Origin of the sequence: Thermoflexus sp. (genome assembly GCF_025055495.1) — a bacterium.
In the GTDB taxonomy this organism is placed as follows: Bacteria; Chloroflexota; Anaerolineae; order Thermoflexales; family Thermoflexaceae; genus Thermoflexus.
The window spans coordinates 1-5,834 of record NZ_JANWXB010000158.1 but is presented as its reverse complement, the minus strand read 5'-3'; the positions used below and the strand labels follow the sequence as shown (position 1 = coordinate 5,834).

At 65.0% G+C, this 5,834-nt stretch carries 4 protein-coding genes; all 4 read right to left on the bottom strand.

The genetic code is table 11. The features are described 5' to 3' along the window. Positions 1-192: 192 nt before the first annotated feature. Entirely contained in the window at positions 193-1,590 is a 1,398-nt protein-coding gene (gene hydA / locus NZM16_RS05520) for a dihydropyrimidinase (RefSeq protein ID WP_295451362.1), read from the bottom strand. 108 nt (positions 1,591-1,698) lie between these two features. Continuing rightward, entirely contained in the window at positions 1,699-2,430 is a 732-nt protein-coding gene (locus NZM16_RS05515; RefSeq protein WP_295451364.1) for a DUF554 domain-containing protein, read from the bottom strand. Between the two features lie 188 nt (positions 2,431-2,618). Continuing rightward, complete coding sequence (locus NZM16_RS05510; protein WP_295451366.1) at positions 2,619-4,526, bottom strand: glycosyltransferase family 39 protein; 1,908 nt, start codon at positions 4,524-4,526, stop codon at positions 2,619-2,621. A gap of 11 nt (positions 4,527-4,537) precedes the next feature. Beyond that, positions 4,538-5,500, bottom strand: coding sequence for a ribose-phosphate pyrophosphokinase (locus NZM16_RS05505; RefSeq protein ID WP_295451368.1), 963 nt, complete (start codon positions 5,498-5,500; stop codon positions 4,538-4,540). Between the last annotated feature and the right edge of the window lie 334 nt (positions 5,501-5,834).

Below are 5,834 nucleotides of genomic sequence, written 5' to 3'. Positions count from 1 at the left end.
CACATCTCACCGCTTTCGGGGGGCGTTTGTCTTCTTCTCTGGGGGTGGGGGGGGGCGGCGGCCGGCGCGCCCCCCCCCCTCCCCCCAAAAATCGGATCGTGTTTCCCTGTGACGGATGAAGCCTTCGATTCATCGGGATTTCTGAGCGAGGCCGCTGAAGGCGGCCTCGCCCGCCCAAAATCGAGCCAACCCTCACCATCCTGGGGTGGGCTTACCCGAAATCGACCCCGGGGCAGAGAATGTCGCAGCCGGGACGAAGCGTCCCCATCCTGGAGTTCCCCGGAACGCCCCATCCTCCACCACCACCTGACCGCGAACCATCACCAGGCGCACGCGTCCGCGTACCCGCCATCCCTCATAAGGCGTATAGCCGGCCACGTAGTGCAGGCGGGAGGCGGAGAGGATCTCCTCCGGCTCCGGATCGTAGAGGACCAGATCCGCGTCCGATCCGGGCTGCAGCGCCCCCTTGCGCGGGTAAAGCCCGAATAGCTTCGCCGGGTTTGTGGCGCACAGGCGCACCAGGTCCGGCCATCCCAGGCGGCCCTCGAGGACGCCGAAGGTGTAAAGCAGCGGCAGCATGGTCTCCAGCCCGGGCAATCCTCCAGGGGTGGTGAGAAAGGAGCCGGTGGCCGTCTTCTGGCTCAAGGCGTAGTCGCAGTGATCCGTTCCGATGGCCGCGATCCATCCCCGGTGGAGCCGTTCCCACAACCCGGCCCGCTCGGTAGCCGGCCGCAGGGGAGGCTGGAGGATATACCACTCGGGATGAGGGCCCTCGTAGACCGTCTCATCCAGGAGAAGATACTGGGGGCAGGTCTCGGCGAAGGCCGGCTGGCCCCGCTGAGCAGCCTCGTGAACCAGGTCGACAGCCCGGGCTGTGGAGCAATGGACGATGTAGACCGGCGCGCGGGCCTCGGCGGCCAGGAAGAGAACCCGGTGCACGGCCTCGATCTCTGCGAAGGGCGGGCGCGAGCGGCCGTGCTCCCGCAAGCTGGTGCGACCTTCCGCCTTCAGCCGTTCGATGGCCTCTGTCACAATGGCATCGCTCTCACAATGAACCATCGTCAGCAACCCGAGGGCGCCAGCTGCTCGCATCAGGCGCAGGAGGGTGGCATCGTCCGCGTAATAGTTGGGTCGATAGGTGGTATAAAGCTTGATGCCCGCCACGCCCTGGGCGACCAGTTTCCCGAGCTCCCCTTCCTTCCCGGGCGGCAAATCGGTCACCATCATGTGAAGGGCGTAATCGACCACCGCCCTCCCCTGGGCTTCCTCGAGGCGGGCCGACAAAGCCTCTTCAAAGGTCTGCCCCCGAAACTGAGTGGCGAAATCCACGACCGTGGTCACTCCGCCAAAGGCCGCCGCCCGGGTTCCAATGAACCAATCGTCATCGGTGCGATAGATCCCGGTGTTCAGGGCGATGTGGACGTGGGGATCCACCAGGCCGGGAAGCACCACGCATCCTCCTGCGTCCACCACGGGCTCTCCGGGATAGGGGAGAAGATCTCCGATCGCCGTGATCCGCTCCCCCTCCACGCGAAGGTCCGCTCGCAGCATCCCCTCCGCAGTCACCAGCGTTCCGTTTCGGATGAGCATGGGGGTCCCTCCTTCAAAGAGATGGCGATCGACGCGCCATGGCGTTTCGCCGGTCCGGAGCCGCGGGGCGACATGACGGACCGGGGCGTCCCTCTCGCCGCATCGATCTTACGGCGTCAGGGGGATGCCCAGCCGGATCAGGATCGCGTTGATGGTGGGGGTCAGGGCGACCAGGAGCGGGGCGATCAACAGCCCCGGGAGGAAGCTGGCCACCCTCACCCGCTTGATATCCAGCAGCAATAGCCCGATCCCCAGGATCATCGTTCCCCCGACCGCGGTCATCTCGGTGATCATCGCCTCCGTGAGGATCGCTTTCACCAGACCGGCCCCCAGGGTGAGGGATCCCTGGTAGATCAGCACCGTCAGGGCGGCGAACATGACCCCGATGCCCAGAGAAGCGCTGAAGGCCAGAGAGGCGAATCCATCCAGGGTGGCCTTGATGGCCAGGAGCGTGTAGTTTCCGGTGAGGCCATCCTGAATGGAGCCCAGGATGGTCATCGGCCCGACGCAGAAGACCAGGCTGGCGGTGACGAAGCCTTTCACAAATGAGCTGCCCTCCTCACCCCTCCCCGAGACCCGGGTCTCCAGCCAGCGCCCCAGCGCCTGGAGCCGTTCCTCCAGGCCCAACCACTCGCCGATCACCCCCCCGAGGAGCAAGGCGGCCAGCATCCGGAGCGGATTCTGCGTTTGAAGCGCCATGCTCATCCCGATGACCAGGGTCATCAGGCCCAGGCCATGCAACACGGTCTGACGGATGCGCTCGGGAAGACGGCTGCCCACCAGCATCCCGGCGCCGCTGCCAACCACCACGGTCGCGACATTCAGAAGTGTCCCCACCATCGGCTGGCTCCCTCCCGTTCAGCAGATTTGGGATTCGGAGGCTGGAAGGCCGTCTCCGGCAGTCCTCCGACCCCCGAAAAGCTGGCTCTTTTGGACAGGCCAATCGAAAGCGCGATCCTCGCCAGTCAGCACGACCATCGAAGATCAGGGAGCCGGTAGGCAAGGTAGACAAGCCCTCTGCCTGATCCTTACGGAACCGGGCGGATCTCAATGATCCCGATTTCCCATGCTTCGCCTGCCGGCTGGCCGTCGCGAAACACCGGTAGACGCCGGCCGTCGGGCCCATAGAAGCCGATGACGACCGGGTAGCGTCCCGGCATGAGCTCCGTGGGCAACCAGACCCCATAGCGATCTTCCAGGATTTCCCCCGGGCGCCAGGTCGTGGTCGGACGGCGCCATCCCAGCGGCTCCCGATCCGTCTGGGCCACCGGACGACCATCCGGGCCTCGCACGTGCACGAAAACCTTGTAGGGCGTGGGAATCGAGGCCAGGACCCGCCATCGCACCGCCACGCCCAGCACATCCCCGGGGCGCAGGGGCGAAGCGGTCATCCCCCATCCGTCGACTTCAATGGCCTCCCCGAACCGAACTCCGGGCGCTGGATGTTCCTCCAGCTTTCCCAGGCCGTAAACCGCGAGACGAATGCCGCCAACCCAGCGCTCCTCCGCCCGGAACGCATGGGTGTCCAGCCACCTCTCGACCCGTCCCTCCGGATCCGCTTCCCGCTCTCCATACCAGAGCACGAAGAGCCGATCCCGCCCGCGCAGCGCCGGAGCCAGCGTGCCCTCAATTTCTTCGGGCGGAGGCGGGCGCCGCAACGGGGCGGGGATCAATGGGGCCTCCGGCCAGTAGTAGGTGAACACATCGACCTGCCCAGGCGCATACAGCAGGACCCCATCCCCGGGCCGGAGGATGGCGGCCAGCGTCCGGGCCAGCCCCCGGTAATCATCCCGGGCGAAGCGAGGATCGAAGTAGAGCGCTTGCAGGCTGAGCCCCATCGGGCCGAGCATCAGTCCGAGAGCGAAGACGAGGCCGATTCGTTCCGCCCCGATGCCCCCGTGCTTCCGGAAGAGCCATCGGATCGTCTCGAGGCCAGCGGCCCCCAGGGCGACGAAGGCGGGGAGGGCGGCCATAAAAAACTTCAGATTCGCCTCCCGATAGGCCCCTCGCCCCAGCACCAGCCCGATGGGGCTCAGAACCATCGTCAGCGCCATCCAGACCCCCAGCGGATTCGCCCCCCGAGGGGCTTTGGGGAAAGCGATGCTTTTCCCGATTATCCCCGTGATAATCCCGATCAGCGGCAGAACGATCACCACGGAAGGAACTTCCGGGGGAAGCGTGATCCCGGCCCCCAGGGCGCGCAGGATTGCTTCCAGCGCTTCGGGGAGAGGGACCTGTGGGGGGGACGGCCACTGTCGGAGCTGGGTCATGGCGACCGGCGCCCAGGGCAGAACAGCCAGCCCGATCCATGCCTGGAGGCCCAGCCAGCGGATCAACCGTCGGAGCCGGCCGCGCCCGGCATCGATCAGCATGCCCAGAAAGTGGGCAACGGGGATCGCCGGGAATACGTAATGGGTATACCATCCCGCAACCCCGGTCAGGAGCAACCCCAGAGCGCGGCCCGGGCGGGGCCGCCGTTGCCAGGCCAGCCAGAAGACGGAATGCCACGCCGCCCACAGCCCCAGGAGGGTATACATCCGTGTTTCCTGAGCATAGTAGATGGCCAGGGGATGGACGGCGGTCAGGAGCATCGCGAGCCCGGCGGCCCGCCGGCCGAAGAGCCGGGCGGTCAGATTCCCGACGGCTGCGATCAGGAGCACGCCGGTCAGGGCGGAGAAGGCCCGAAGGGCAAAGACGGAACGTCCGACGAGGGTGCCCCACCCATACAACAGCACGTAATACAACGGGGGATGGATGTCCTGGGCCGCGCTTTCCAGGATGCGCCGGAGCGGGCCTTCGCTCAGGCGGGCGGATGTCCCTTCGTCATACCACAGGCTTTGAGCCTCCAGGCGATAGAACCGCAGGCCCATCCCCAGCAGCAACACTGCCAGCCCGATCCATCCCGGCCATCGTTCGGCCCGGCCTGCGCGTCCCATCCCCGCCTCCCTTATTCGTTGAACAGCTGGCCGACAGAGCGGCCCTCGTGAATGCGACGGATGACCTCGGCGAGCATCGGGCCGATGGAAAGAACAGTCATATTCGGGAGGCGCTTGTGGGGCGGGATCGGGATCGTGTTGGTGCAGATGATCTCCTTCAGCGGCAGCGCCCGCAGACGATCCACGGCGGGCCCGGAGAGGACCGCGTGGGTGAAACAGAGGTAGATCTCCTCCGCCCCCTGTTCCTTCAGAACACGCACCGCGCCGCTCACCGAGCCGGCGGTGTCTACCTCGTCGTCCACCAAGATCACCTTCTTCTTCACCACGTCCCCGATCACCGTCAGGGCCTCGGTTTGCGTCCCGGTCCGGCGCTTCTCCACAAAGGCGATGGGCAGGTTGAGCCGGGCGGCGTAGTTGCGCGCCTTCTTGGCGAACCCCAGATCAGCGGCTACCACCACGGCTTCCTCGGGGGAGAAATTCTTCTCCAGCAGGTAATCGCTTAGCAGATGGAAAGCGGTCAGCTCATCGCCTGGGATGCTGAAGAAGCCCTGGATCTGGCTGGCGTGCAGGTCGATGGTCACCCAGCGATCGGCGCCGGCCACGGCGATGAAGTCCGCCACCAGGCGCGCGGTGATCGGCACACGGGGCTGATCTTTCTTATCGCTCCGAGCGTAGGCCAGATAAGGGACGACCGCAGTGATGCGGCCGGCGTTCGCCCGTTTGATGGTGTCCAGCAGGATGAAGAGCTCCATCAGGTTATAGTTCACCGGCGAGGCCGTGCTCTGGATCACGAAAACGTCCTGTCCGCGGACGCTGGCCAGCAGGCGGACGAAGATGTTTTCGTTCGGGAAGACGATGATCTCGCGGGGGAGCAATGGGACCCCCAGGCACTCCGCGATTTCCTCGGCCAGTTGCGGATGGCCAGAACCCGCCACTAGGATCAGGTCCCCATAACGCCATGACGGTCCGGGCATTCGCGGGCGACCTCCCCATCAAGTTGGATATTGGCCTATCCATCATAACCGGAATCGCGAAGATCTAAAAGAGCCCATGGAGATTCAGCGCTCTGTCTATTTTTTTCATTTGGGGGTTTTCAGAGGTGGTGCGAGGGGCAAAAGGTCCCCTGCACCACCCCCGAAAGATTTTTGGGGGGAGGGGCCATGGCTTTCCAGATAGGCTTCGGTTCCCCAACTCCCCAGTCTATAACTGGGCAGACCATTCGGGGGTTTAAGAAAAGATTTTTTGGTTTTTTGCCAACTTGGGTTGGTCACCATTGGGTTGTGTTTGATTGTCGACCGATCTGCTCTT

Bases quoted from the DNA above. Each gene is read 5' to 3' on its own strand.
- NZM16_RS05510 (WP_295451366.1), bottom strand. From the start codon at position 4,526: ATGGGACGCGCAGGCCGGGCCGAACGATGGCCGGGATGGATCGGGCTG.
- NZM16_RS05515 (WP_295451364.1), bottom strand. From the start codon at position 2,430: ATGGTGGGGACACTTCTGAATGTCGCGACCGTGGTGGTTGGCAGCGGC.
- hydA (WP_295451362.1), bottom strand. From the start codon at position 1,590: ATGCTCATCCGAAACGGAACGCTGGTGACTGCGGAGGGGATGCTGCGA.
- NZM16_RS05505 (WP_295451368.1), bottom strand. From the start codon at position 5,500: ATGCCCGGACCGTCATGGCGTTATGGGGACCTGATCCTAGTGGCGGGT.